Consider the following 24927-nt stretch of genomic DNA (forward strand, 5'->3'; position numbering starts at 1 on the left):
TTAGACGAGTGCCTCGATGGCCTTGCGGACGGTGTTCTGATCCATCTCGTGCAATCCGATCACCACAAGCCGTGTGCCGCGCGCTTCGCCCGGCGCCCAAGCGCGGTCGAAATACTGGTCGATACGGCTGCCGACGGCCTGGACCTGCAACCGCATCTGCTTGCCCGCGACATCGGCAAAGCCCTTCAGGCGCAGAACATCGTGCTCGGCAATCACGCCTTTCAGCTTCTCGACGAAGCCTGCCGCATCGTCGATCGGACCGAGGTCGACCACGAAGCTGTCGAACTCGTCGTGATCGTGCGGCGTGCCGTCCTCATGCTCCAGCTCGTGATGCGACTTGCGGTTGCCGATGTCCTCTTCAGTACCGATGCCGAGGCCGAGCAGCACGCTTGCCGGAACCTCGCCGTTCCTCGCCTCGATCATCGCCGGCTTGCGGGCGATGCGGGAGGCCACTTCGTGGCGCACGCGGCTGAGCCCCTTGCCGTCAAGGAGATCAGTCTTGTTGAGCACGATGAGGTCGGCGCAGGTCAGTTGGTCCTCGAAGAGTTCTTCGATCGGGCTTTCATGATCGAGCGAGGCGTCGTCTGCCCGGCGCGCATCCACCGCATCGTGATCGTCGGCAAAACGGCCGGCCGCGACGGCCGCGCTGTCGACGACGGTGATGACGCCATCGACGGTCACTTCGCTGCGGATATCTGGCCAGTTGAAGGCGGCAACGAGCGGCTGCGGCAGGGCAAGGCCGGAGGTTTCGATGACGATGTGATCCGGACGCTGGGCGCGCTCGAGAAGCTTCGTCATCGTCGGAATGAAATCGTCGGCAACGGTGCAGCAGATGCAGCCGTTGGTCAATTCGATGATATCGTCCTCAGTGCAGTTTTCCGCGCCGCAGCCCTTCAATACGTCGCCATCGACACCGAGATCGCCAAACTCGTTGATGATCAGCGCGATCTTTTTGCCGCCGGTGTTGGAAAGCAGGTTGCGGATCATCGTCGTCTTGCCGGCGCCGAGGAATCCGGTGATGACGGTTGCGGGGATCTTCTGCTGGCTCATAGGTTCAACCCTTCATTTTCAGCGGCAATCCGGCCGCGATGAAATACACTTCCGCGGCTTGCGCCGCTATCATCTGGTGCAGCCGTCCGGCATGGTCGCGGAAATCGCGGGCCATGCGGTTTTCCGGCACGATGCCGAGGCCGACTTCATTGGAAACGATGACGAGCCGCGCTCTTGCCTTCGGCAACCAAGCGGCAAGTGCTGCAAATTCCGCTGCCATGTCGCGCTCCTCCATGATCAGATTGGTGACCCAGAGCGTCAGACAATCGACGAGGATCGCCCGGCCCTCGCGGTCGATAATGGAAAGACGGGGGACGAGCTCCAGCGGCTCCTCATGCGTCGTCCAAAGTGGGCCGCGATCGGTTTTGTGGCTCTCGATCCGCTGACGCATCTCCTCGTCCCAGGCCCGACCCGTCGCGACGTAGTGGCGCTCAAGGCCGCTATCGGCAATCAGCTGCTCAGCAAAACGGGATTTGCCGGAACGCGCGCCGCCGAGGACGAAGGCGGTGCCGCATGTGGGATGAGTCATCCGGAGGCCTGCGGCGTAAGAAACGGCGCTGCCGAGGCATGGCGCAGCCAACCCTCATTCCTGTGCTTGCCACAGGATTCCAGTGCCCCCAAGTCCTTGGGCGCCGATGACACCCTCGCGATGGCTGTTTCATTCACGGCGCGGACGCGCCGTGGCTTGTTCCTTGTGACAATCCTCGGGTTAAACCCGAAGACAGGAATGCGGGAAGTCGAAAGTGCGGTGTCCCGCAAAGACGCCACAAAATGCGGCATGGAATTCCATCGTTCAGCCATGACAACCTCCGTGCTGGCAGCGGGGAACAATGCCCCAGAATGGGCTCTTCGCCCGGCACGCATGGCAGGTCTCCTGGCTCGCGGGTGTCGGCCGACCGGGGCGACCCATCTAAGGTCGCCCCTGATCGCACCAGTGGATCTTCCTCGCCTTCCCGGCTGCATTCTCGTGAAAAGGCGGACGATTCGTAGAAATAGAGGCGTCCTGCCCCGGCTGATCACGATGCATTTCCAGTGGCTTTTCCGGCGCCCCAGCCACTTCCTGATCCGCAACATGCGAAAGGAGCCGTGAACTGGCCTGAACGCCGGACGGAAGACCCTGACCGCTCTACAGTCGCGGGGTCGGCTGTGATGAAGACGCCCGGCTTGGGTCCGTCCCTTCACATTCCCTTTTCATCCGGAACGGCATCTGCCGTCCCAAAACCATCCGTAAGAATATTCATCGTTAGGCAAGCCGCCTACCGAAGTCAATTGCGAGTACCCAAATGAAACCGGCGAGGAACAGCTTCCAATTGGTGGTGAATTTCGCGCCGGGCTTTCGCCACATTTCGGGAGCAAGCGCCCCTATTGCCCTTGACGCTGTTGGCCGCCACCTAGTTCTTTGCATATGCTCACGAAATTGAATTTCCCGCGCCTCTACCGGCTCTACCGCCTGCTCGACGCCGGCCGGCTTCGTGCGCTTGCCCGCCGCAGTGAAATGGGCATGGTCTTCGCCGGGATCGCCGTCGGCGTGACGTCGGGCCTGGCTGTCACCGGCATGAGCCTCCTTTCGCGCGAGCTGCATCGCTTGATCTTCGGCGTTAGCGACATCGAACGGCTGAGTTCATCACAGACAAACGACAAATTCCTGCTTCTGATGGCGCCCGTCTGCGGCGGGATGCTGCTCGGCCTTCTGTTTTTCATTCTCGCGCGAACCCGCAAGAAGCCCATGGTCGATCCCATCGAAGCGAACGCTTTGCATGGCGGACGGCTATCGCTGACGGATAGCATCATCGTCGCCGTGCAGAATTCTGGTTTCGAACGGCTTCGGCGCCTCCGTCGGCCTCGAGGCCGGCTATGTCCAGCTCGCGGCGGGTATCGCCTCCAAGCTCGGACTGAAGCTGCAGCTCCGCCGTGCAGATCTGCGCGTCCTTGTCGGCTGCGGCGCGGCCGGTGCGATCGCCGCGGCCTTCAACGCACCGCTGACAGGCGCCTTCTATGCATTCGAGCTCATCATCGGCACCTACACGATCGTGTCGCTGACGCCGGTCGTTGTTTCCGCGCTCGTCTCGACGCTCGTCGCGCGCCTGCTGGCGGGAAGCGATTTCATGATCGATGTCGGTGCGTTCGGCACGGTGGTTCCGGCCGATTATATCCCTGCCTTGTTGCTTGGCGCCTTCTGCGCCGGCGTCGGCATCCTGATCATGCAGGGCGTAGCCTTCATCGAGGAGCTGGCGCGCAAAAGTTCGGTTCCGACGCCGCTTCGCCCGGCGCTCGGCGGCATCATCGTCGGCCTTCTGGCGATGATTACGCCGCAGGTGCTTTCGGCGGGCCATGGGGCGTTGCATCTGAACCTTGGCCGTGATGTTGCCGTCCCGGTCCTGGTCGGTCTTCTCCTGCTGAAATCCTTCGCATCGGCGATCTCCATCGGTTCCGGCTTCAGGGGCGGCCTCTTCTTCGCCTCACTCTTCATGGGCGCGCTGCTCGGCAAGCTTTTCGCCTATTGTGCCCCCTATTTCGCCCATGCGACGCTGACGCCCGTGATCTATGCCGTGGTCGGCATGAGTTCGCTCGCCGTTGCGGTCATCGGAGGGCCGCTGACGATGACGTTCCTGGCGCTCGAGATAACCGGGGACTTTCCGATCACCGCGCTGGTACTTGCGGCCGTCATCACCTCGTCGCTCGTCGTGCGCAACACGTTCGGCTACTCCTTCGCGACATGGCGTTTCCATCTTCGTGGCGAAAGCATCCGCAGCGCCCATGATGTCGGCTGGATCCGCAATCTGACGGTCGACAAGCTGATGCGCTCGGACGTGAAAACGGCGAAGGTCAGCATCACGATTGATGATTTCAAGAAGGCCTTCCCGATCGGATCGAGGCAGCGCGTCATCCTCGTCGACGACTCTGACAAATATGCCGGCATCGTGCTCGTTCCGGAAATCTACGCGAGCCCGGTCGACACCGACGACGAGGGCAAGGATCTGAAGGATTTCATCCGCTACCGGAACGACTTCCTGCAGCCGCAGATGAACGCAAAGCAGGCCGCGGCGATCTTCGACAAGACGGAAAGCGAAGCACTCGCCGTGCTCAACAATCTGATCGAGCGCCGCGTCGTCGGCCAGCTCAGCGAAAGCTATACGCTTCGCCGCTACAGCGAAGAGCTCGACCGCAGGCGCCGCGAGGTCTCCGGCGAAATCTAGCCGAGAAGCCCGGCCAGCCAGCCTTTGTCGAGGTGGGTTTCGAGTTCGTCCGCGACCTCGTCGAGCGCCTGGTCGACGCTTTGACGGTAGCTCCGCCGTTCGCCAGATAGGCCGAAGCTCTCGAGAAGCTTGCCGCGATAGGCATCGCTGCCGAAAAGGCCGTGCAGATAGGTGCCCATGATCCGGCCGCCAGCAGATACCGCGCCATCGGCCACACCGTCGATCACCGCTGATGGCCTGGCGCAGTCCGGCCCGGTCGTGACGCCCAGATGGATCTGGTAGCCGGTAAGCGGAACGCCGTGTTCGGCCGAGACCGCCAGGCTGTTCCGCACGGTCTTTTCCGGCGCCATTTCGGTCTCGACATCAAGGAATCCGAGACCCGGTGTCGCAGTGCTCGCCCCCTCGATGCCGAGCGGATCGCGAACCGTGCGCCCGAGCATCTGATAGCCGCCGCAGATGCCAATGACGCGCCCGCCACGCCGGATGTGCGTCTCCAGATCGCGGTCCCAGCCGGCAGCGCGCAGATCACGGAGGTCGGCAATCGTCGATTTCGACCCGGGCAGGATCACCAGCGCTGCATCGCCCGGCAGCCGGTCTCCCGGCTTCACGAAGACGAGCTCGACATCGGGCTCGGCACGCAGAGGATCGAGATCGTCGAAATTGGCGATGCGCGGCAGAACCGGTACGGCGATCTTCAACGCACCGGAGGCGCTCCTGGCCAGGCGCTCCAGCACGACGGAGTCCTCCGCCGGCAAGCGGGCGGCGGCCTTCAGCCAGGGCACCACGCCGAAACACGGCCATCCAGTGAAGCGATTGATCGCTGCGTTGCCGTCATCGAAGAGCGAAACATCGCCGCGGAACTTGTTGATGATATAACCGGAAATCATCGCCCGGTCGTCATCCGAAAGGATTGCATGCGTGCCGGCAAGAGAGGCGATCACGCCGCCACGATCGATGTCGCCCACGAGCACGACGGGCACCTTGGCGCGGGTGGCAAAGCCCATATTGGCGATATCGCCGGGACGCAGGTTGATTTCGGCCGGCGAGCCCGCACCCTCAACGATGACGAGATCGGCGCCTTCCGAAACGATCGCAAAACTTTGCAGGACATGTTCAAGGAGCAGCGGCTTTAACCTCTGGTAGTCACGGGCGTTCGCCTGCCCGAAGACCTTGCCCTGCACGATGATCTGGCTGCCGTTTTCGGATTGCGGCTTGAGGAGAACCGGGTTCATGTGTATCGACGAGGACGTACGCGCCGCAAGCGACTGCAGCCACTGCGCCCGGCCGATCTCCCCGCCGTCATCTGCAACAGCCGCGTTGTTCGACATATTCTGAGGCTTGAAAGGCTTAACCTTGAGGCCGCGATTGGCCGCAAGCCGGCAAAGCCCGGCAACGAGCACCGTCTTGCCGACATCCGAGCCGGTTCCCTGCAACATGATCGCCTTGGTCATGCGATGAGGCCTACAACGCGGCACGATCCGCGGTCAATCGTCTGTCCGAAATGCGAAAACCGCGCGGGCTGGCGGGCGCGCGCGGTTTGCCGAAAACTCTGGCGTATTCGCCAATACACGGCGAAACTCGTGTGTCTCCGGGACGCACTACCTGATCCGGAGAAAGCGGCGGTTGTCCCCCGCCGTGGTTCAACTGATAGCGTGACATTCTTACCGGAGTGTTATTGCGGAACTCAGCAATGGTGAATTTCGACTTTTTTTGACATTTTGCCGAGTCCCGATCCGCATGCAGTTCATTGAGGGCATTCCACCTCAAGCTCGACGCAGACTTTCACTCGTGGATCAGCGGGAATATTAGATCATTCAAATCAGTCATTTAGGTCAAAAATATTCGGCCTCAGGCGGATTTCAATTGCCGTGTCAAAGGCGTAGGCTGCAAAGTAATCGGAATGTCCCAGGCTGGCGGTCGCGATGCAATAAAACGCATGGCAGCTGAAATTGCGACGGCCAAACTGCTGCATTGCATTCATTGAATGAACGCATTGGGCGGTTAGCAATACATCCAAAAGCTGCATGTCAGCATCAAAAATTGGGGAACGAGCGAATGAAGATCATCCTGGCTTCGCTGTTTATTGCCGTATGTCTCGCTGCCGGCGGCCGCGCCGCGCAAGCTGATTGCGGTAATGTTTCGATCGCGGAGATGAGTTGGGCCTCGGCGGCGATTGCCGCCAATTTCGACAGCTTCATTCTTAAAAACGGCTATGGATGCAATGTCAGGACCGTGGCCGGCGATACCGTACCCACTTTTGCTTCGATGGATCAGAAGGGCGAACCCGATATCGCACCGGAACTCTGGACCGCGTCCGTCAGGACTCAACTCGAGGCGGCAGTGAAGAGCGGACGCCTGATCCAGGCCTCCGAGATTTTGTCGGATGGCGCAATCGAAGGCTGGTGGATCCCGAAATTCATCGCCGATGCAAATCCCGACATCCGCTCCGTGCAGGATGCCCTGAAACGGCCAGACCTCTTCCCCGCGCCGAAAAATGCCTCCAAGGGCGCTGTCCACAATTGCCCGCCGGGCTGGAGCTGCCGGATTTCGACAGCCAATCTCTTCAGAGCCTTGAACGGCGAGAAGGCCGGTTTCGAGCTGATCGACAGCGAAAGCCCGCAAAGCCTGGACGATTCGATCGGCGCAGCCTTCGACGCCAAAGTCGGCTGGCTCGGCTATTACTGGGCACCAACGGCGATCCTCGGCAAATACGACATGACACGGCTCAGTATGGGTGTCAGCCACGATAAGGCGGAATGGCTGGCCTGCACCTCGGTCGAAGGCTGCGCGCGTCCGCAGCTTAACGCCTATCCCGTCTCCCAGGCCTTTACCGTCGTCACCAAGGCCTTTGCCGACCGTGCCGGTCCGGAATTCGCCTACTTGCGCTCCCGCACCTGGGACAACAACACCATAAACGACATTCTGGCGTGGCAGGACGAAAACCGGGAAAGCAGCGAGAACGCGGCGCTCTACTTTCTGCGCAACTACCCCGAACTCTGGACACGGTGGATGCCGGCTGACGTCGCGGAAAAGGTGAAGGCCGCTCTTTGAGCAATTCCAGCCTCGCGTAGGCTATCGCCCCTAGGCTGACGGCATATTCTAGTCAAACGTCTGCCGGGCCATGGCAGCAACGTAATGGATGACCGATGACGCCAGCCGCTTCCTTTCCCGATCGCGACACTGTTGCCAGCAAATTTGCAGCCGCTTCCGAAGCGGACAGGTCGTATCTTGCGCTGCTCATGGAAAATGCAGCGCAGGACGACAGCCTGATCGACGGCTTGCATCGGTATCTGGATTTGGCCGCGGCTGCGCCCTTTCTCAATTCTCTGAAACTTGAAAATACTGGAATGTGGATTGGTGAAGCCGCGCCAGCGCGGCTTCAGATCCGATTGACCGAAGCGGCGAAATCAAGCCAGCATCCGGCCTATCTTGCTTTCCGCACTGGCCTTAACCGATCGGGCGGCCTCGAACGCGCCTATCCTGCCGCAACGGTCTGAAAAGATTTAGCGGCGTGCGGCGCGGTTGACCGAATGGCCGGCATCCTGCGTTGCGTTGACGGCGTTTGCCGTATCACGGCCCACGCCACGGATGGTATTGCCGCAGGAAGAAAGCGCCAGAAGCAGCATCAGCGCTGCGCCGATTTTGACCGTTAACGTCATTTTGGAAATCCTCTTTTGCAAACTAGAAATCGCGCGGCCGAAGCAGCATGCTGCTCTCGCCGTTCAACGCGCCGAAATCCAATAAAGTTCCTCGCCGTACGGATCAAGCGGCGGCGGCCTTTGCCTTTTCCGCGAAAGCAAAGCGGATACTGTCGGCGACCGCCTCCATAGGCCCTGAGAGCTGGGAGGCCGTCAGCAGCCGGATGTCGAACGAGCCGAGTTCAGGTAGGCCTTCTTGCGCACCGAGCATCACCATGCCGTCGGCCACATAGGAGCGCGGCAGCGGCGCGATCGCAAGGTCGGAAAGCACGGCGGCGCGCTGCGCCATCGTATGGCCGCTGAGATAGGCGACGCGGTAAGGCCGCTTGTTGCGCTCAAGCTGCGCCAGCGCCTCCTGGCGCCAGATGCAGCCATCCTCCCAGATCGAGATCGGCAGGGGATCGCGCCTGTGGGCAGTACCGCATTTGGCGCCTGCCCAGACAAGGCGTTCACGAAACACGATCTCCCCACCGGTCGGAAACGGCCGCGTGGCGCAATTGATCAGCGCCAGATCCAGCCTCTGCTCTTCCATGCGCTTCTTGAGGCCGATGCTCATGTCGATCGTCACGTCGACCATGATGCCCGGATAGCTCTCCGCGAAGCTCTTCAGGATACTTGGCAGCAGCCGCTCGCCGATATCCTCCGGCGCGCCGAGCCGCACGACGCCGCTGAGTTCCGGCATGATGAAGCGGGAAACCGCCTCGTTGGAAAGCGCCAAGATATTGCGAGCGTAGGTCAGCAAGAGCTCGCCGTGCTGCGTCAGCGTCACCGAACGCGCATCACGCATGAAGAGCGTCGCGCCGAGCTGTTCCTCGAGCTTCTTGATCTGCATGGAAACCGCCGACGGCGTGCGGAACACAGCCTCGGCTGCAGTCGAAAAATTACCCGTTTCCGCAATGGCGACAAAGGTTCTCAGAACATCATTGTCGAGCAACGGGATCGGGCGGCGAAAGGGCATAGTCATCGTCGCATCTTTCAATTTTTCTGATCTTAAGCACCATATCATTTCGTTTGTTTGAAAGTCAACGCAAAGCTATTTTAGACCATGGCTCGATAAACAAAGGAGGCCATTATGACCGAGGCTGCACACAGCATTCTGGACATCTTCTTTGCGTTCAGGGCAAGGCAACTGCAGCGCACCGCCTGGGAGAACACCATGCGGCAGATGACCGCGCTGCCCAGCCACCTGATCGCTGATGTCGACCCATATGCGCTCAACAATACCCGAGAAGAAGGCACGCAACCTTCTGCCCCTCAACAGAGTTCTGCACGTCGGGCGATACAGACACTGCATGAAATGCGGTTCACGCCCGGCTCGTCCGCCGCCAGCTATCATCGCAACGTGTAGCGGGCTCCTAGGTGTGCAAGTGGGGGGTTGTGCGTCCCACCGAACTATTGATGCCGCCAGACCTTCAACGCTGAAATCAGGAGGATCACGGCAAGCGTAGGCAATAGGAAGACACTCGGCACAATGCTGAGAAGTAACCCGCCGATGAAGGTTCCGACAGTCGATCCCGCCGCCATCACGAGCAGAAATGCCTTGTTGCGACGGATAACCGAAAAGCTCTGATCCCGGCTGTAGCGGGTGAAGCCGACAAGCATCGTCGGCAGGCTCACCGCGAGCGAGAGGCTTCCGGCCAGCTTGATATCGGCGCCGAACAGTAGCACCAAAGTCGGGATCAGCAATTCCCCGCCTGCCACGCCGAGCAGCGAGGCTACCACGCCGATGACGAAGCCTGCGATCACGCCCGCGATGAGCTGGGACGGCCCAGTCAGAACCGGCTGACCTGCCCGAGCGTCATGGCCGAAGACCAGCACCGCCGCGATAGCAACGAGCAGAACGGCAATAACCTTGTAGAGCGTTTCCGATTTCAGGCGCGTTGCCCATCCGGCCCCAAACCATGCACCAAGCAGGCTTCCGGCGAGCAGGTTGGCGGCGATAGGCCAGTTTTCGGCGATAACGGCGAAAGGCACCGTTCCGGCGCGGAGCGGCAGGGCCGTCGCGACCACGACGAGGCTCATGGCTTTGTTAAGAATGACGGCTTCCAGGGCCGCAAAATTGAAAAGGCCAATCAGCAACGGCAAACGAAATTCCGCGCCGCCGAGGCCGATCAGCCCACCGAGCGCGCCAATAATTGCGCCTCCAGCAAATGCCATGGGTAAGTTGCGTGATTGAGATGCGGCCGCCGTTTCGTGTGTCATCGATATAGCCAGATGGAAGTACCGCCTTTGTAGCGGCTTTTCTTGGCGCAGGCGAGGTCAAGCGTCGCCGCCGCCGCTAATGCTTCATCATCAATGGATGTGGCGAATGCGACAGCAGGTAATGAGTGACACGGCCGAGCAGCAGTTCCAGGAAATAGCCATGCTTAAAAGCGCCAATCAAAAGACACGTCGCATTCACCGACTTGGCGAAATCGAGGATCGCCTCCCCGACGGACCGGCTTCCCGAGCTGACTGCGACGACGTCGCCGTCAAGCCCCAGCTGATCAAGCAATTCCCTTGCCGTTGACTGGCAGCGTCCGTCCGGCTTGTCGTTGACGCATAGAACCGTCACGCGATCGGCCGCAGCGAGCCACCGTCTGGCGGCGGCGACGGCACCCTGCGTATGATCATGCGGCTTCCAGCCGATCACCACATGCTCCAGCAGATTGCCGGCATAGGCATCGGCAGGTAGTGCCAACACCAGCTTGTGCTCATTGAAAAGGAGATCGTGAAAAGCGTCGCGGGCATCCATGTTGCCATGGCATGGGGCGACGACGAGCGCCGTCTCGTGGGCTTCGGCGGTCACGCAGCGATTAACATCGCCGCGGCAGTCATCGAGAAGGAGCCGTTCTCGGCTGGGCTTGCCCTGCTTCCAATCCTCGAAGGCGCGGGCGACCCGCTCGAACCGCTCCTGCGGCGAGCCTTCGGACAGGTCCCGCAGCATCTGCAGATCGATCTCCTCGGGCGGGGCGATCATCCGTTCCGGATCCGCACCGACATGGGCCACGGCCATGGTGCCGTGGATGGCGCGGGCGGCGTCTTCGGCAATATCCAGGCAAGGCTGCGCAGTCGCCGGATCGGGCAGCAGAGCGAGAACGTCGGCATGGACGGTCACTTCCCGCACATGGCCGGCGAAGATTACGCCGGCTTCTACCGAGGGCGGTTTCCGCGGGTTGTCGTTTGCGGGCGCATTGTTCATACCGGGCCTCCTTTCGCGAGTGCTCCCACATCGCTCCCGGTCCATCACGTTTGAAAGTTTACTCCTGCGTCCCATAGCTAGCAAACGCCGCACACTTGTCCGCCTCTTCCATGGCAAACGAGCGATTGCGTGCTAAGGACCATTTGGCCCGAAAACGAATACCAAGAAGACACATGACGCACGAAGCAAATCCCGCCATTCCCACTGGCGTCCTCCTTCGACAGGCAGATGGGAAACTTCCCGAAGGCGCTGTACAGGGCCGCACCGATTTCGGCATGTCCGGCTATGGCGGTGCTTGCCCGCCTGTCGGCCACGGACCGCACCGGTACCAGTTCACGGTCTATGCTCTTTCCCTCGACAACCTCCCCCTCGATGAACAAGCCGCCATGGTCGGCTTCTTCGTGCCAATACGCTGGATCAGGCGAGCATCGAGGTCACGTCACCCGCGGCGGCCATCCCGCCGCGGAGCAACTGATCGTGACGAAACCGCGCCGCTTTCGCGCCACTTGCAGCATCCTTTGAACAATCAGGCAGTTTCCGCGTTCATTTGAAGGGCAAAGGAGCTCTTGATGTCATACGGATCGCTGAGTGCTTTTGGTGACACCTGGTGCCGGTACAGCCCGGACACCGAGACCCTCGAGGCCGCTCATGACCTGGTGGACCAGTACCTCGTGTTCGCCGAGGAAGCCCAAGTGGGAAATGACATCATCGACGAGATCGAGCTGCCCGTCCCGAAGCCTGTCCTGATCAAGTCTTTTGGCCTCGTCATCGCTGCCGAGCACCGTCCGCAGATAAGAACTCTGCTGATCAAGGCCGCTATGACGCTTGCCCAGTACCGCGACGACGTCGGACCACGGATCCGGTTAAAGCCTACGACACCGCACGGCAGGCCGCGGGCGGCCCGATCGCGCGAATTCGAGCGCCGTCTCGAAAAGAAGCTTGTGGCGGTCGCTGCAGAACGGATCAACCTCGGCGCCTTCTATCGCCGCGCCTTTATCGAGGCCATGCATTGACGCCAGGTGCGGTCGCACCTTGCCTTGGCCGCGAGGTTCAGATCGCCGCCTGCATCAGGTAGAGGGATCGTTCCGGAGGAAGCTGTGCAACCATTCTCATCATGATCTTGGGATCGACACGGGGAACGGATCGCAGTTGGCCGTCCCGGTAGATGATCGTCAAGACGCGCGTCTCTTCGTCATAATCGAGTTCAGCAATCGTTTTCGTATACACCAGGAACCGCATGCCGTTTACACCTCGCTGGTCAATGGAACATCACCAAGGTGATGGTGCCGACCATGACCCACCCGGAAACGATAATCAGGGACATTCTCAACAACGCCGTCTTGATTGTCATGGAATACTCCAAAATCGCTTCAACCAAACTAGCTGTACTTTGGGACGAGTGGGCCCTATCTGGCCCGAACCCTCATCCCGGCTGGATTATATGTTTGACGCCCCTAGGCGAGTATGGGAGCCGAAGGCGGACTCGGAATCACCTCCAGCGCGACTAAGCACACCCTAATATAGGCAGTCGCGTGAAATCGACGTGACACACGTATTGAGAGAACATCGGCATCGCGCGTCTCAATCTGTGCGCACAGCGATGGGGATAGATAGGAACCTGATCCAGATCAGAAGTCGCCGAGTGCATAGCCGGCGCCACGCACCGTCCGGATCACCTTATCGGCCTTGCCGAAACTGATGCCCTTCCGGAGACGCCCGATGTGTACGTCGACAGCGCGCTCATCGACACTGGCATCGTTACCCCACAGCGATGCCCTCAGTTCCGATCGGGAGTGGACGCGGCCAGGGGACTTCATCAGAAACTCGAGCAGCCTGAACTCGGTGGGGCCGAGCTTGACTTCCTTCTTCTGCCTGTGAACCCGGCGGGCGTTTTTGTCGAGCGTCAGATCCCCGACCTTCAGCGTGCTCTCCAGCAGCGCTGGATTGAGCCGCCGCAGGAGGTTCCGCAAGCGGATGAGGAGTTCCACGGGGGAGACTGCCTTTATGAGGCAGTCGTCGGCTCCGGCGGAGAGGACGGCCAACCGGTCCTGCTCGAGGGCCGAGTTCAAAAGCACCACAATCGGAAGGCGGGCGGTCGCTCCAGTTGTCCGGAACTGACGGCATGTCGAGATTGCCAGCGAGCCAGGAGCCGGCGCACCGAATATCACCGCATCAGGCAGCCGCAACGCCACGAGCTCGACCAGCGAGGCATGCGGGTGAAGACAGTTCACCGAATATCCTTCTGTCTCCAGAGCATGCTTCAGTGTCGTGAGCAGATCTTCGTCCTGCTCGACAACAAGTATGCGCACCGACATCTTCTCCGGCCTTCCTGCTATGCTTCCATCGAATATCCTGCGCCGCGGACGGTGCGGATGACGTCCTGCATGTTGGAAAAATTCAGCGCCTTGCGCAGGCGACCGACATGAACGTCCACGGTGCGCTCGTCGACATAAATGTCGTGGCCCCAGACACCGTCCAGAAGCTGCGAACGCGAGAAGACGCGGCCGGGCGACGACATCAGGAATTCCAGTAGACGGAATTCGGTCGGGCCGAGACGGACTTCGCGGCTCTTGCGGTGAACACGATGCGTTTCGCGGTCGAGTTCGATATCGCCGCATTTCAGCACCGTGGAGAGTACCTCGGGCTTGGCGCGTCGCAGCATCGCCTTGACGCGGGCAACGAGCTCGGGCGTGGAGAACGGCTTGACCACGTAGTCGTCGGCGCCGGTGGAAAGGCCGCGCACACGCTCGCTTTCCTCGCCGCGCGCCGTCAGCATGATGATCGGCAGACGCTCCGTTTCCGGGCGCATGCGCAGGCGGCGGCAAAGCTCTATGCCCGACACGCCCGGCAGCATCCAATCGAGGATCAGAATATCGGGCGTGCGCTCCTGAAGCCTGATTTCGGCCTCGTCGCCGCGCAGGATGGTGTCGACCTCGAAACCTTCGGCCTCAAGGTTATAGCGAAGAAGCACGCTCAGTGCTTCTTCGTCTTCAACGACTGCAACTCTGGGGATCATTCGGTTCTGTCTCCTGAGGGCCGGTTCGGATTTGTCATTCCGTGACCGCGCCGACGGTGTTGGCAGCGTCGTCCTTCGGACGTTCGCCTTCCGGCTGTGCGCCGGTCGCCATGTAATAGATCGTTTCGGCAATGTTGGTAGCGTGATCGCCGATGCGCTCGATGTTCTTCGCGCAGAAGAGAAGATGCGTGCAGCTGGTGATGTTGCGCGGATCTTCCATCATGTAGGTCAACAGCTCGCGGAACAGCGAGGTGTACATTGCGTCGATTTCCTCGTCGCGCTCGCGGATTGACTTCGCTTTGTCGGCCGCGCGGGTCGTATAGACATCGAGCACTTCCTTGAGCTGGACCAGCGCCAGTTCGGAAAGATGCTCAAGACCGCGTGCAAGCTTGCGCGGAACGCCGGTGCTCTGCACGGCGATGACCCGCTTGGCGGTGTTCTTGCCGAGATCGCCGACGCGTTCGAGATCGGCCGCGATGCGGATCGAGCCCATGATCTCGCGAAGGTCGGAGGCCATCGGCTGGCGGCGGGCGATGGTTACGACCGCCTTGTCGCCGATCTCGCGCTCCGCGTGATCGAGGATCACGTCGTCCGAGATGACCTTCTGGGCCAGAGCGGTATCGCCGTTGACAAGCGCGCGGACGGCGTCCGACACCATCTGCTCGGCAAGCCCGCCCATTTCCGAGATGCGGCGGGACAAGAACTTCAGATCGTCGTCATAGGCAGAAAAGATATGGGTCGATGCCATTGGGATTGTCCTTGAATAGCCTGAACGCCGCAGATCAGCCGAAGCGGCCCATGATGTAATCCTGGGTGCGCGGGTCGTCCGGATTGGTGAACATCTTGTCGGTGTCGTTCTCCTCGACGAGATTGCCGAGGTGGAACATGGCGGTGCGCTGCGAAACGCGCGCCGCCTGCTGCATCGAATGCGTCACGATGACGATGGTGAAGTTTTCGCGCAGCTCATGAATCAGCTCCTCGACCTTGGCGGTCGCGATCGGATCGAGCGCCGAGCACGGTTCGTCCATCAGGATGACTTCCGGGCTGACGGCGACCGCGCGTGCGATGCACAAGCGCTGCTGCTGGCCGCCCGACAGACCGGTGCCGGATTCCTGCAGGCGATCCTTGACTTCGTTCCAAAGGCCCGCGCGCTGCAGCGAATACTCGACAATCTGGTCCATATCGGCCTTCGACTTCGCCAGACCATGGATACGCGGTCCGTAGCAAACATTCTCGTAGATCGACTTCGGGAACGGGTTCGGCTTCTGGAAAACCATGCCGACACGGGCGCGGAGTTCTACGACATCGATGTCCGGATCGTAGATGTCCTCACCATCGAGGGTAATCTTGCCGGTCACGCGGCAGTTGTCGATCGTATCGTTCATGCGGTTCAGGCTGCGCAGGAACGTGGACTTGCCGCAGCCGGAAGGACCGATGAGCGCGGTAACAGTGTTTTCGCGGATGTTCAGCTTCACGTCGAAAAGCGCACGCTTGTCGCCATAATAAACCGAGACGTCCTGGCCGATCATCTTGTACGGGATCGTATTCATCTTCTGGTCCAGAGCCTTCTCAACTGCTGCTTCGGTCAACATGTTCATGATAATGTACTCCGTTTACCAGCGACGCTCAAAGCGCCGGCGCAAGAGGATAGCCCCGAGGTTCATGACGATCAGGAACAGGAGCAGGACGATGATGGCGCCAGATGTACGTTCGACGAAAGCGCGTTCGGCTTCGTTGGCCCACATGTAGACCTGCACCGGAAGCGCCGTCGACGGATCAAGCGGTGTGGCCGGTGCGCTGGCCACGAAAGCGACCATGCCGATCAGAAGAAGCGGTGCGGTTTCCCCGAGGGCGTGCGCCAGGCCGATGATCGTGCCGGTCAGGATGCCGGGCATCGCCAACGGCAGGACGTGGTGGAACACCATCTGCATCTTCGAGGCGCCGAGGCCAAGCGCCGCCGCGCGGATCGACGGCGGGACAGCGCGCAGCGCCGCACGGGTGGCGATGATGATCGTCGGCAACGTCATAAGCGTCAGCACCAAGCCGCCGACCAGCGAAGCCGAACGCGGCAGGCCGGCAAAGTTGATGAAAACGGAAAGGCCGAGGAGACCATAAACGATCGAAGGAACAGCCGCGAGGTTGTTGATGTTCACTTCAATCAGGTCCGTGACCTTGTTCTTCATCGCGAATTCCTCGAGGTAGATCGAGGCGGCAACGCCGATCGGCAGCGACAAAACGAGAACGATCAACATCAGGTAAAGCGAGCCGACAAGGGCGACGCCGAGGCCGGCGGCTTCCGGACGGCTGGAATTTCCGTTGACGAAAAGGCCGGTATTGAACTCCTTGAAGAGTGCGCCGTTCGCCTTCAGTTCGTTCATCCAGCCGATCTGCTTGTCGTTCACCTTGCGGTTCTTCTCATCGACGGCAAGGTCGATCTGGCCTTTGTTGGCGCTATCGACATTAGCGTCGGCCAGAACGGTGACATTGACAGTTTTGCCGATGACCGACGGGTCAGCGACGACCATATCACGCAACTGGATCGGAGCACTCTTGGAGAGCATGGCCGATGCTTCGCGGACATCCGGACGGCTCGAGGCGTTGATGTTCAATTGCTTAACAATTGCATCACGCAGCAACGCGCCGTAATTGGCCGCAATCAGCACCGACGGATCGGTGGCTCGCTCGTTGTCCGGGTCGATGGCCTTCTCGGAAAACTCGACCGGAAGCGCGATCACCGTCTGCTGGAAAGCAGTGTAGCCGTTACGGATAACCGTCGACAGCAGGAACGCCAGGAAAATCAGGCCAAAGGAGATGGCGGCAACGCCATAGGCCCTGAACCGACGCTCCGCGGCATAGCGGCGCTTGATGCCGATATCGCGGCGCTCAGGCGCCTTGGATACAGCGCCTGCAATGGGGGAAACAATATTCGTCATTCGTACTGCTCCCGGTATTTGCGCACGATGTAGAGCGCGTAGATATTAAGGCAAAGCGTAATGCAGAAGAGCGTGATGCCGAGCGCGAAGGCGACCAGCGTCTGCGGCGAAGTGAATTCAAGGTCGCCTGTTAGCTGGTTGACGATCTTGACGGTCACCGTGGTCATCGGCTCGAAGGGATTGATCTGAATGCGCGCGGCGACACCGGCTGCGAGCACGACGATCATCGTTTCACCGATCGCACGCGATGCCGTCATTAGGAGCGCACCGACAATGCCTGGAAGAGCTGCCGGGAGCACGACCTTCTTGATGGTTTCCGAACGCGTGGCACCGAGCCCAAGCGAACCATCACGCAGCGCGCGCGGCACGGCGGTGATGATGTCGTCCGACAGCGAGGAAACGTAGGGGATCAGCATAATGCCCATGACGATGCCGGCTGTCAGAACGCTCTGCGCCTGAATGAAATTGGCATAACTGCCGGTCAGGAGGCCGTTCACTTGCGCAGACAGATCGCGCAGGAACGGGCCGACAGTAACGAGGGCGAAGAAGCCATAAACAATGGTGGGGATACCAGCCAGAACTTCAAGAAGAGGTTTGGCGAGCGAACGGACCTTCGGGGCGGCATACTCAGCCATATAGATCGCGGCAAAAAGGCCGACCGGAACTGCAACCAGCATGGCGACAAATCCGATATAAAGCGTGCCGAGCAGCAGCGGGATAAGACCGAACTGGCCGAAGGACGAGCTGCCCGCGCCGGCAAAGCGCGGATCCCAGACCGTGCCGAAGAAGAAATCGGCTGCAGGGACCGTTGTGAAGAAGCGGATGGCTTCGGACAACATCGAAAGGACGATGCCGACCGTGGTCAGGATCGCAATGGACGATGCCACGAGAAGGCCCCAGAGCATCACACGTTCGACCCGGTTGCGAGCCCGAAAGCGCGGCGCGATGCCACGAACCGCGTAAAACGCACCGCCAATGGCGATCACGAGGACGACCGCGGTCATGATCATGCGGTTGCCGGCGGCTTTGGCATTCAGCGCCTTTGCTGCTTCGATCATGAAAGGCTGCGGCTCACCGGCGAGCGGAACACCCTTCTCGCTGAGCTTTGCCTGAATGGCTGCAGCATCGGAGCCGACTGCGCTCGTTTCTTCCAACGTGAGCAGATTCATGCCGCGAGCGATGGTCGCCACCATGCCGTAGCTTAGATCCTGTTCTGCAGCAGGCTTTGCCTTCACGTCGTCCGGAAAAGAGCCGCGGACAGCGGATTCGATGATCCCCGGGCTCGATGCGAGCCAGATGCAGAGAACGACAAGGGCGGGGAGAGTCGACCAGATGGCGGCATAGGCGCCGTAGTAACCCGGCCGCGAATGCAGCGCGGACGGCTTGCCGCCGGCAAGCGCCATGGCACGGCTGCGTGCGACCATATAGGCCAGCGCGCCAAGCACCACGAGACACAAGAGTATGATGGATGTGCTCATTCGTTACGTCCCCAGGCTCACGACCCCAAAAACACGAGCAGGAACGTCCTGCACGGCTTCCCAGTCACGGAAACTCAAAACCCTGCGCCAATAGGCAAGGGTAGAATAAGTCAGACAAAAATGCCGGCGCGGGCCTCTGGCACCGCGCCGGCACGATCATTACATGGTCTTTTCAGCTTCGACGTTCTTGCGGATCTCTTCGCGCTCAGCATCCGGAGCAGCAACGAGGCCGTATTCGACGAGCGGGCCGTCAGGGCCGATCATCGGGTCGGACACGAAGAAGTTGACGTATTCCTTCAGGCCCGGAACGGCGCCGAGATGTGCCTTCTTGACGTAGAAGAACAGCGGGCGCGAAACCGGATAGGTGCCGTCGGAGATCGTTTCAGTCGACGGAACGATACCGTTGACGGTTGCGACCTTCAGCTTGTCGGCATTGTTTTCATAGAAGGAAAGGCCGAATACGCCGACGCCCGTCTTGTTGGCAGCGATACGTGCCAGCGTTTCCGGATAGTCGCCGTCGATGTCGACAGCCAGGCCGTCCTTGCGGACTGCGACGCAGGCCTTGGTCTGGGCAGCCTTCTCAGTGATTTCCTTAGAGATGACCTCAAGGGCACCGGAATCTTTGCAGCCAGCAGCGAGAACGTTCTGTTCGAAGACTTCGCGCGTGCCATGCTTTTCGCCCGGGATGTAGGCAGCAATTTCAGCATCGGGGAGCTTCGGGTTTACTTCAGACCACTTCTTGTAGGGGTTGGCGACGAGCTTGCCGTCGACGACAACCTGAGCGGCGAGCGCCTTGTAGATGTCTGCAGGAACGTAAGCGACGTCCGGGTTGGAAGCATCGGTTGCGAAGACGATGCCGTCATAACCGATCTTGACTTCCTGGATGTCGGTTACGCCGGCCTTCTTGCAGGCTTCCAGTTCGTTCTTGTTGATCGCACGCGAAGCGTTCGCGATGTCGATCGTGTCTTCGCCGACGCCCTTGCAGAATTCCTTGAGGCCAGCGCCAGTGCCACCGGATTCAACAACCGGCGTCTTGAAGTTCGAGAACGTTTCGCCGAAGGACTCTGCAACGATCTTCGCATATGGCAGAACGGTGGACGAGCCGGCGACCTGGATCTGATCGCGAGCCGATGCGACGCCTGCGGTTGCCAGCAGAATAGCGGCGACTGCGCAGCTTCCGAGATATTTCTTCATGGATACTCTCCCGTAGAATTTAACGATGACGCTTCGGCGTCGGCTCCCCTCTATAGGCGCCACGTAACAGTTTTGTGACAGTTTTGTATCAATTCATTGTAAGGGAAGGAAGGCATCGGCGATGCGCGCCGGCTGCGCCAGCGACGCCGATTTTTAGGTGTCGAACCAACATCAAATTAGACCAACAGAGTCAATGCCTTCCCGGTACTTGCCCATCTGATTTCGAGCTTAGCCAGCAGGTTCCGGCGTCCGGAGAGAAAAGAGCTGGCCAACACATCCATTATCCGTCGCGCGGCCAAGGGAAAATCGGCAAACATTATAAAAGTGACATAAAACCGACATTACACCGTTAAGAACGCGGCATATGTCCCCTCAGACGTAATGACGAGGGACGCGCCAATGCTGGAAATAACGGATTTGACCCGCCGGTTCGGTGGCAAGACCGCGGTCGACCAGACGAACCTGAGAATACCGCAGGGTCAAATGGTAGGCATCATCGGCCGCTCGGGTGCCGGCAAATCCACGCTTCTTCGCATGATTAACCGCCTGCAGGAGCCGACTTCCGGCTCCATCCATTTCGGCGGCGTCGAAGTCTCTGCTCTCCGCGGCGAAGCCCTGCGCAACTGGCAGCGCGATTGCGCGATGATCTTCCAGCAGTTCAATCTCGTCCCTCGCCTCGACGTTCTGACCAATGTCATGCTCGGCCGCCTCAATCACCGCCCGACCATGCTGAGCCTCCTCAACATCTTCAGCCGTGACGAGCGTATTTATGCGATTGCGGCTCTGGAGCGCCTCGGCATCGAGCAGACGGCGCTGCAGACCGCCGGCACGCTCTCCGGCGGCCAGCAGCAGCGCGTGGCGATCGCGCGTGCCCTGATGCAGAACCCGAAGATGGTACTCGCCGACGAGCCGATCGCCTCGCTCGATCCGCTGAACGCCAAGATCGTCATGGATGCGCTGCGCGACATCAACGAGCGCGAGGGCATCACCGTCATCACCAACCTGCATACGCTCGATACGGCGCGCAACTATTGCGAACGCATCGTCGGCATGGCCGCCGGCCGCGTCGTTTTCGACGGCAAGCCTTCAGAGCTGACAGCGGCTGCGGTCAAGGAAATCTACGGCACCGACAAGGATGGCGCCGGCATCGACGAGACCATGACGTCCACCTCGATCAACATGCCCGCGCCGGCCGCCGCTCAAGCGTCCGCCGGCCTGCAACCGGTTGCCCTGGCGGGCCTCTGAGAGACGGCGGCGATCGACCGCCCGCGTCAAGGGCACACTTCTTCGTAACAGCAAGACCACCGGGGAACCGGTCAATCAGGAGAAAACCATGTTGAAGAAAGCACTCTTTGCCGCGACAGCGCTTCTGGCGCTTGCCGGCGCTGCCGCAGCCGAAGACCTCAAGGAATTCCGCGTCGGCATTCTCGGCGGTGAAAACGAAGCTGACCGCCTGCGCAACTACCAGTGCATGGTTGACAAGCTGCCATCCGTTCTCGGCGTGGAAAAGGTTTCACTGTTCCCGGCCGCCGATTATGACGGCGTCATCCAAGGCCTGCTCGGCGGCACGCTCGACTATGCCGAACTCGGTGCCTCCGGCTACGCCAAGATCTATCTGGCAAACTCGAAAGCTGTGGAGCCGATCCTGACCACGGTTCAGACCGACGGCTCCATGGGTTACTACTCCATCATGGTTGCCCGCAAAGATTCGGGCATGACGAAAGTCACCGACATCAAGGGCAAGAAGCTCGGCTTCGCTGATCCGGACTCGACCTCCGGCTACCTCATTCCCACCGTCACCCTGCCGGAAGCCCTCGGCGGCAAGCCCGTCAAGGAATTCGTGGCTTCGACCGGTTTCGGCGGCGGCCATGAGAACCTCGTTCTCGAAGTGCTGAAGGGCACCTTCGATGCCGGCACGACCTTCGGTTCGGGCATTGGCGATTTCAAGGACGGCTACACCTCCGGCAATCTTCGCAAGATGGTCGACAAGGGGGTCCTCAACATGGACGATCTGGTCGAACTCTGGAAGTCTCCGCTGATCCCGAATGGCCCGGTCGTTGTCCGCACCTCCATGAACGACGACATGAAGGCCAAGTTCAAGAAGTTCATGATGGACCTGCCGACAACCGATGCGGCATGCTTCTCCGCTATTCAGGGCGGTGACTTCAAGGGCTTCGCTGAAGTCAATGCCGACTTCTATAAGCCGATCATCGACGCCCGCAAGGCCACGATCGGCGGCTAATCGCCCACGCCTACAACAAGCGCCGCCGACGGGACACCGCGGCGGCGCTTTCATGCTGAGTCCGCCTTGTACGCGGAAAGGGATAATCGGATGACGTCCACCACACTGAAGCCGTTTCTGAGCGAGACAGGGGCGCTTGTCGAACGCCATTGGCAGGAGCTTGCAGCGCGCCGCCGGCTCTACACCGTCCTCAGCCTCGCAATCCTGATCGTCGCTCTGAGCGGGTCCCTTTGGTTCGCCAACGAGACCAACTCGGGGAAATTCCTAGATCGCCTGCCGCACCTTTTCGATTTCGTCGGCGATCTCGTTCCCCGGGACGGCATGGAAATCTGGCGCGCCATGTTCGACCTGCCGTCACCCTACTATGATGGCAGCCTCCAGTACGACTATCCGGACGGCCGGCACTACATTACCGGAAGCTTCTATATTCCGGAATACTTCTACAAAATGGTAGAAACGCTGAATATCGCGATCTTCTCTACTGTCATTGGTCTGGTTTTGGGCTTCATCCTGTCCTTCGTCGCCGCGAAAAACATGACCCGCAATATATGGATACGCGGCACGGCACGACGCTTTATGGAAATCCTCAGGGCTTTTCCCGAAGTCGTTCTCGCCGGATTCTTCCTTGCCATCCTTTCTCTCGGCCCCCTTCCCGCCGTCATCGCCGTGTCGATCCACACGATCGGAGCGCTTGGCAAGCTGTTTTTCGAAGTCATCGAAAATGCCGACATGAAGCCCGACGAGGGACTGAAGGCCGTAGGAGCCAACTGGATCGAGCGTGCATGGTTCGGCATGGTCCCGCAGGTGTTGCCGAACTTCATGAGTTATTTCCTGCTCCGCCTCGAAATCAATGTCCGCGCCTCCACCATCATCGGTGCCGTCGGCGGCGGCGGCATTGGCGAGCAGTTGCGACTGTCGATCAGCCGCGGACACGAGGCCAAGACCTTGGCCATCATCATCTTACTGCTGCTGACGATCATCGCTGTCGACCAGTTCTCGGCCTGGCTGAGGCGCAAACTGGTGGGTGACCATAAATTTCAGATCGTTGCATAAGGATTGCGCCATGTCCTCCCTGAACGCCGCCGAAATGGAACGCATCGCAGCCGGGCATCCGGAAATCTTCAACCCCTCCGTCTGGCGGCGGTTTCAGGTTCCGCTCATTGTGGCCGCCTTCGTTCTCTACGTCCTTTATGCTTGGTGGTTTTTCGCGGTCGGAAAAGTATTCGGCGAGGCCAACTGGGGTATCGCCGGCAATTATATGGCCGACTGGGTTTCCTACGAAATCCGCCCCGATGTAGAGATCGACGCCGACGGCAACATGCAGATCAAGTATTCGCGCTTCGATCCCATCGGTCCCAATCCGAACCCCGATTGGTTGGAGGCGAACCGCGAAACGGTTACCCGCATGATCGAAGCGCCGGCGACGGCACCTGCTACTGTTGCGCCGTCCGCTCCGCCCTCAAGCTTCAATTTCATGACCGGCGTCCCGCAGCAACCAGCCGCTTCGGCAGAGGCGGCAAAACCCGAAACCCGCTCGGAGGAAGTCGTCACCGAAGTTTTGGTCCACATGGGCGCATCACGGACAGCGGAGATCCGCCCGAAGGAGGTTGTCCTGACGCGCAACGACGAAAGGGTGACCCTAAGATTGGACCCCACCGCAGGTCGGGTGATCGCCCAGAGTAACCTTCCTGAATGGGCGGAGCAGCGTTCTTCAGGCGCGCGCGTGATCGCATATTTCGGCCTTTCCGGTTGGGCGGAGATTTCATCCGACCGCGTGAGAATCCACAAGCGCTTCCTGGGCTGGGCGAACTTCGTGTTCGACACCAATTCATCTTTCTTCGGCAAGTCTGTCGATGAGGTGGCTTTTCTGATCCTGTCGGGCGAACGCCTCGATCCGCGGCAAAGCAATCTATCGCTCGCCTGGAGCGACTTCCTCTACAATCCTTCCTGGCAACATCTCGACGTATGGACGAAATTACTGCAGACCATCGTGATGGCCTTTGTCGGCACACTGTTTGCCATGCTCGTCGCCTTCCCGCTTTCGTTCATCGCCGCCCGGAATATTTTCCGTAACCGGCCGGCAAATCAACTGACAAAGCGATTCTTCGACTTTCTGCGCTCGGTGGATATGCTGATCTGGGCGCTGTTCTTTACTCGGGCGTTCGGACCTGGTCCTCTTGCCGGCATTTCAGCCATCCTCTTGACCGATACGGGGACCCTTGGCAAACTTTACGCGGAAGCGCTCGAAAATATCGACGACAAGCAGCGCGAGGGCGTGAAATCGGTAGGCGCACATCCGGTCGCGGTGCAGCGATATGGTGTGGTACCACAGGTGATGCCTATCTTTGTTTCTCAGGCGCTTTATTTCTGGGAGTCGAACACCCGTTCCGCTACCGTTATCGGTGCCGTTGGCGCCGGCGGCATCGGCCTCAAGCTCTGGGAGGCGATGCGCACCAACTCCGATTGGGAAAATGTCGCCTACATGGTCACCCTGATCCTGGCCGTCGTCTTCCTCTTCGACGCGGCCTCGAACGCGATCCGGTCACGTCTCATGGGACGCCGATGAAAGGCTGACACGGGCGTTCGGGCCTTGTGTCGGCTTGTTGAATCACTATCTATCATGAGTGCTGTTAGGGAGAATTATCGAGGTTTATTTTCCTCGAGTGCGTCTTTTGCTCATCGTTCAAGATGAGCTTCCTGAGTCAATGAACTGCATTTGACAGGCAAAAGAATTCGCCTCGCTTAGCCCACTGTATGACGAACCCAGCTTAAACAGAATCAGCCAAAGCAATGATTTCAAACGACACAGGTTGTTAATAGCGAATCTCATACGGCGTCACCCGTAGTTCATGGTTTCTGCTTGCACGGGGCGATGTTGTTCCTTCTTCCCGATGCTGAGCTGGAAATTCCAGCTCAGCATCGATGTTTGAACCTCCAG

24 protein-coding genes, 2 pseudogenes and 1 riboswitch are annotated in these 24927 nt (G+C 59.9%); of the genes and pseudogenes, 10 read left to right on the forward strand and 16 right to left on the reverse strand.

Annotated features, from left to right (window positions below):
* Both cobW and cobU read right to left on the reverse strand, forming a co-directional pair.
* Window positions 1-1050 carry a cobalamin biosynthesis protein CobW gene (cobW, locus tag ACW4PC_RS07665; protein ID WP_455873369.1) on the reverse strand — a complete coding sequence of 350 codons (1050 nt, stop codon included), beginning with the start codon at window positions 1048-1050 and terminating at the stop codon, window positions 1-3.
* 4 nt (window positions 1051-1054) lie between these two features.
* Complete coding sequence (gene cobU / locus ACW4PC_RS07670; protein WP_455873370.1) at window positions 1055-1579, reverse strand: bifunctional adenosylcobinamide kinase/adenosylcobinamide-phosphate guanylyltransferase; 525 nt, start codon at window positions 1577-1579, stop codon at window positions 1055-1057.
* Between the two features lie 318 nt (window positions 1580-1897).
* A riboswitch (cobalamin riboswitch) is annotated at window positions 1898-2291 on the reverse strand.
* A gap of 164 nt (window positions 2292-2455) precedes the next feature.
* Here cobU and ACW4PC_RS07675 point away from each other — a divergent pair.
* A pseudogene (locus ACW4PC_RS07675) lies at window positions 2456-4247 on the forward strand (chloride channel protein).
* Here ACW4PC_RS07675 and ACW4PC_RS07680 read toward each other — a convergent pair.
* Both ACW4PC_RS07680 and ACW4PC_RS07685 read right to left on the reverse strand, forming a co-directional pair.
* The gene (locus ACW4PC_RS07680) at window positions 4244-5698 is read right to left on the reverse strand and encodes a cobyric acid synthase (RefSeq protein WP_455873371.1); all 1455 of its coding nucleotides are present in this window, start codon (window positions 5696-5698) and stop codon (window positions 4244-4246) included. The pseudogene ACW4PC_RS07675 and the gene ACW4PC_RS07680 overlap by 4 nt on opposite strands.
* 368 nt (window positions 5699-6066) lie before the next feature.
* Complete coding sequence (locus tag ACW4PC_RS07685; RefSeq protein WP_455873372.1) at window positions 6067-6273, reverse strand: hypothetical protein; 207 nt, start codon at window positions 6271-6273, stop codon at window positions 6067-6069.
* Between the two features lie 29 nt (window positions 6274-6302).
* Here ACW4PC_RS07685 and ACW4PC_RS07690 point away from each other — a divergent pair, with 29 nt between their 5' ends.
* Together ACW4PC_RS07690 and ACW4PC_RS07695 are read left to right on the forward strand one after the other, a co-directional pair.
* Window positions 6303-7298 carry a glycine betaine ABC transporter substrate-binding protein gene (locus ACW4PC_RS07690; protein ID WP_455873373.1) on the forward strand — a complete coding sequence of 332 codons (996 nt, stop codon included), beginning with the start codon at window positions 6303-6305 and terminating at the stop codon, window positions 7296-7298.
* 95 nt (window positions 7299-7393) lie between these two features.
* Window positions 7394-7744, forward strand: coding sequence for a hypothetical protein (locus tag ACW4PC_RS07695; RefSeq protein WP_455873374.1), 351 nt, complete (start codon window positions 7394-7396; stop codon window positions 7742-7744).
* A 6-nt stretch (window positions 7745-7750) separates the two neighbouring features.
* Here ACW4PC_RS07695 and ACW4PC_RS07700 read toward each other — a convergent pair whose 3' ends face one another.
* Window positions 7751-7906 carry an entericidin domain-containing protein gene (locus ACW4PC_RS07700; protein ID WP_455873375.1) on the reverse strand — a complete coding sequence of 52 codons (156 nt, stop codon included), beginning with the start codon at window positions 7904-7906 and terminating at the stop codon, window positions 7751-7753.
* Window positions 7907-8009: 103 nt separating this feature from the next.
* A complete protein-coding gene (locus ACW4PC_RS07705; protein WP_455873376.1) occupies window positions 8010-8951 on the reverse strand; it encodes a LysR family transcriptional regulator in 942 nt (313 codons plus the stop codon).
* 66 nt (window positions 8952-9017) lie between these two features.
* On the opposite strand from ACW4PC_RS07705, the gene ACW4PC_RS07710 reads away from it, so the two are divergent.
* On the forward strand, window positions 9018-9293 hold the full coding sequence (locus ACW4PC_RS07710; protein WP_455873377.1) for a hypothetical protein: 276 nt from the start codon (window positions 9018-9020) through the stop codon (window positions 9291-9293).
* Between the two features lie 44 nt (window positions 9294-9337).
* Here the strand turns inward: ACW4PC_RS07710 and ACW4PC_RS07715 are convergent, their stop codons facing one another.
* Both ACW4PC_RS07715 and ACW4PC_RS07720 read right to left on the reverse strand, forming a co-directional pair.
* A complete protein-coding gene (locus ACW4PC_RS07715) occupies window positions 9338-10147 on the reverse strand; it encodes a sulfite exporter TauE/SafE family protein (RefSeq protein WP_455873378.1) in 810 nt (269 codons plus the stop codon).
* A gap of 76 nt (window positions 10148-10223) precedes the next feature.
* Entirely contained in the window at window positions 10224-11126 is a 903-nt protein-coding gene (locus ACW4PC_RS07720; RefSeq protein WP_455873379.1) for a universal stress protein, read from the reverse strand.
* A 227-nt stretch (window positions 11127-11353) separates the two neighbouring features.
* Between ACW4PC_RS07720 and ACW4PC_RS07725 the strand changes: the two are divergent.
* Both ACW4PC_RS07725 and ACW4PC_RS07730 read left to right on the forward strand, forming a co-directional pair.
* A pseudogene (locus ACW4PC_RS07725) lies at window positions 11354-11601 on the forward strand (YbhB/YbcL family Raf kinase inhibitor-like protein); the annotation flags it as partial.
* Window positions 11602-11695: 94 nt separating this feature from the next.
* On the forward strand, window positions 11696-12139 hold the full coding sequence (locus ACW4PC_RS07730; protein ID WP_455873380.1) for a hypothetical protein: 444 nt from the start codon (window positions 11696-11698) through the stop codon (window positions 12137-12139).
* Between the two features lie 37 nt (window positions 12140-12176).
* On the opposite strand, the gene ACW4PC_RS07735 is transcribed toward ACW4PC_RS07730, so the two are convergent.
* The 8 genes from ACW4PC_RS07735 to ACW4PC_RS07770 form a co-directional block, all read right to left on the reverse strand.
* Complete coding sequence (locus ACW4PC_RS07735) at window positions 12177-12365, reverse strand: hypothetical protein (protein WP_455873381.1); 189 nt, start codon at window positions 12363-12365, stop codon at window positions 12177-12179.
* Window positions 12366-12754: 389 nt separating this feature from the next.
* The gene (locus ACW4PC_RS07740) at window positions 12755-13435 is read right to left on the reverse strand and encodes a winged helix-turn-helix domain-containing protein (RefSeq protein WP_455873382.1); all 681 of its coding nucleotides are present in this window, start codon (window positions 13433-13435) and stop codon (window positions 12755-12757) included.
* A 23-nt stretch (window positions 13436-13458) separates the two neighbouring features.
* Window positions 13459-14142, reverse strand: a complete 684-nt coding sequence (phoB, locus tag ACW4PC_RS07745) for a phosphate regulon transcriptional regulator PhoB (RefSeq protein ID WP_022714998.1) — start codon at window positions 14140-14142, stop codon at window positions 13459-13461.
* 34 nt (window positions 14143-14176) lie between these two features.
* Complete coding sequence (phoU, locus tag ACW4PC_RS07750) at window positions 14177-14890, reverse strand: phosphate signaling complex protein PhoU (protein WP_455873383.1); 714 nt, start codon at window positions 14888-14890, stop codon at window positions 14177-14179.
* Between the two features lie 34 nt (window positions 14891-14924).
* Entirely contained in the window at window positions 14925-15740 is an 816-nt protein-coding gene (gene pstB / locus ACW4PC_RS07755) for a phosphate ABC transporter ATP-binding protein PstB (RefSeq protein ID WP_455873384.1), read from the reverse strand.
* Window positions 15741-15755: 15 nt separating this feature from the next.
* Window positions 15756-17075: a phosphate ABC transporter permease PstA gene (gene pstA / locus ACW4PC_RS07760; protein WP_455873385.1), complete on the reverse strand. Its 1320-nt coding sequence runs from the start codon at window positions 17073-17075 to the stop codon at window positions 15756-15758.
* On the reverse strand, window positions 17072-18553 hold the full coding sequence (pstC, locus tag ACW4PC_RS07765; RefSeq protein ID WP_455873386.1) for a phosphate ABC transporter permease subunit PstC: 1482 nt from the start codon (window positions 18551-18553) through the stop codon (window positions 17072-17074). The genes pstA and pstC overlap by 4 nt, the downstream gene beginning before the upstream one ends.
* Window positions 18554-18712: 159 nt before the next feature.
* Window positions 18713-19747 carry a substrate-binding domain-containing protein gene (locus ACW4PC_RS07770; protein ID WP_455873387.1) on the reverse strand — a complete coding sequence of 345 codons (1035 nt, stop codon included), beginning with the start codon at window positions 19745-19747 and terminating at the stop codon, window positions 18713-18715.
* A gap of 399 nt (window positions 19748-20146) precedes the next feature.
* Here ACW4PC_RS07770 and phnC point away from each other — a divergent pair, with 399 nt between their 5' ends.
* The 4 genes from phnC to phnE (ACW4PC_RS07790) all read left to right on the forward strand — a co-directional run bounded on the left by phnC (window position 20147) and on the right by phnE (ACW4PC_RS07790) (window position 24555).
* Complete coding sequence (gene phnC / locus ACW4PC_RS07775; RefSeq protein ID WP_455873388.1) at window positions 20147-20992, forward strand: phosphonate ABC transporter ATP-binding protein; 846 nt, start codon at window positions 20147-20149, stop codon at window positions 20990-20992.
* A gap of 88 nt (window positions 20993-21080) precedes the next feature.
* A complete protein-coding gene (gene phnD, locus ACW4PC_RS07780; protein ID WP_455873389.1) occupies window positions 21081-21989 on the forward strand; it encodes a phosphonate ABC transporter substrate-binding protein in 909 nt (302 codons plus the stop codon).
* 90 nt (window positions 21990-22079) lie between these two features.
* Window positions 22080-23042, forward strand: coding sequence for a phosphonate ABC transporter, permease protein PhnE (gene phnE / locus ACW4PC_RS07785; protein WP_455873390.1), 963 nt, complete (start codon window positions 22080-22082; stop codon window positions 23040-23042).
* Window positions 23043-23052: 10 nt separating this feature from the next.
* On the forward strand, window positions 23053-24555 hold the full coding sequence (gene phnE, locus ACW4PC_RS07790) for a phosphonate ABC transporter, permease protein PhnE (RefSeq protein WP_455873391.1): 1503 nt from the start codon (window positions 23053-23055) through the stop codon (window positions 24553-24555).
* Window positions 24556-24927: the final 372 nt, after the last annotated feature.

This window comes from Rhizobium yanglingense (genome assembly GCF_977109285.1).